Origin of the sequence: Mycobacterium sp. UM_Kg1, assembly GCF_000972925.1 — a bacterium.
Taxonomy (GTDB): domain Bacteria; phylum Actinomycetota; class Actinomycetes; order Mycobacteriales; family Mycobacteriaceae; genus Mycobacterium; species Mycobacterium hiberniae.
Map to the genome: position 1 here is coordinate 1 of NZ_JRMK01000322.1, position 924 is coordinate 924.

At 73.8% G+C, this 924-nt stretch carries 1 protein-coding gene and 1 pseudogene; one reads left to right on the forward strand and one right to left on the reverse strand.

Features of this window, described 5'->3' with window-relative positions; translation table 11 throughout:
- Positions 1-390, reverse strand: a pseudogene (locus LI92_RS23545) (PE family protein); the annotation flags it as partial.
- On the opposite strand from LI92_RS23545, the gene LI92_RS23550 reads away from it, so the two are divergent.
- Positions 367-924: hypothetical protein (locus tag LI92_RS23550; RefSeq protein ID WP_052740891.1), on the forward strand; the 558-nt coding region annotated here is incomplete at its 3' end. The pseudogene LI92_RS23545 and the gene LI92_RS23550 sit on opposite strands and share 24 nt — an antisense overlap.

Consider the following 924-nt stretch of genomic DNA (forward strand, 5'->3'; position numbering starts at 1 on the left):
TGTGTATAAGAGACAGCCACCGGAGCCACCGGAGCCGCCCGCGCCGCCGGCGTAGCCGTCCAGGTGTTGGGCGTCGCCGTTGGCGCCGTTGAGACCATCGGCGCCGTTACCGCCGTTACCGCCGTTGCCGCCCACGCCACCGGCGCCGTGCGCACCGTTGTTGGCGCCGGTACCACCGACACCACCGTTACCGCCGGCACCGCCGTTACCGGCGTCGGAGCCGTCTGCTCCCGGTGCCGTGCCGTTGCTGCCGTTGAAACCGTTACCACCGGCGCCGCCGGCACCACCGACACCGCCGTTGCCGGTCAGGGCCTGGGAACCGTCTGCGTTCAGGCCGCCCTTACCGCCACTGCCACCGGCGCCGCCGTGGCCGCCGGCGGTGCCGTCCACCGCACCCGCGGTGCCGTTGACACCCGCCACACCCGCACCACCGGCGCCGCCGTCTCCGCCGATACCCCCGACGCCGCCGACTCCGGCGGCCGCGAAGGTGCCGTTGCCGCTCGCGCCACCGGCACCGCCCTTACCGGCGTCGCCTCCGGCGCCACCGTTCTGCCCGGCATAGCCGTCGCGGTGCCCGGCGTCACCGGCGGCACCGTCGCCGCCGTCGGCACCGTGCCCACCGTTGCCGCCGTTACCGCCCACACCACCGGCGCCATGCGCACCGGCCACCGCACCGGAGCCGCCGACACCACCAGCACCACCGGCACCACCATTGCCACCACGCGTGCCATCCGCGCCGGGCTCATCCCCGTTCACACCGTTCAGACCATTACCACCGCGGCCACCCGCACCACCGGCACCACCATCACCGGTCGCAGCCAGCGAACCATCGGTATTCAGACCGCCCTTACCACCGTTACCACCGGCACCACCGGCACCACCGGCGGTGCCGTCCACCGCACCCGCAGTGCCGTTGACACCGTC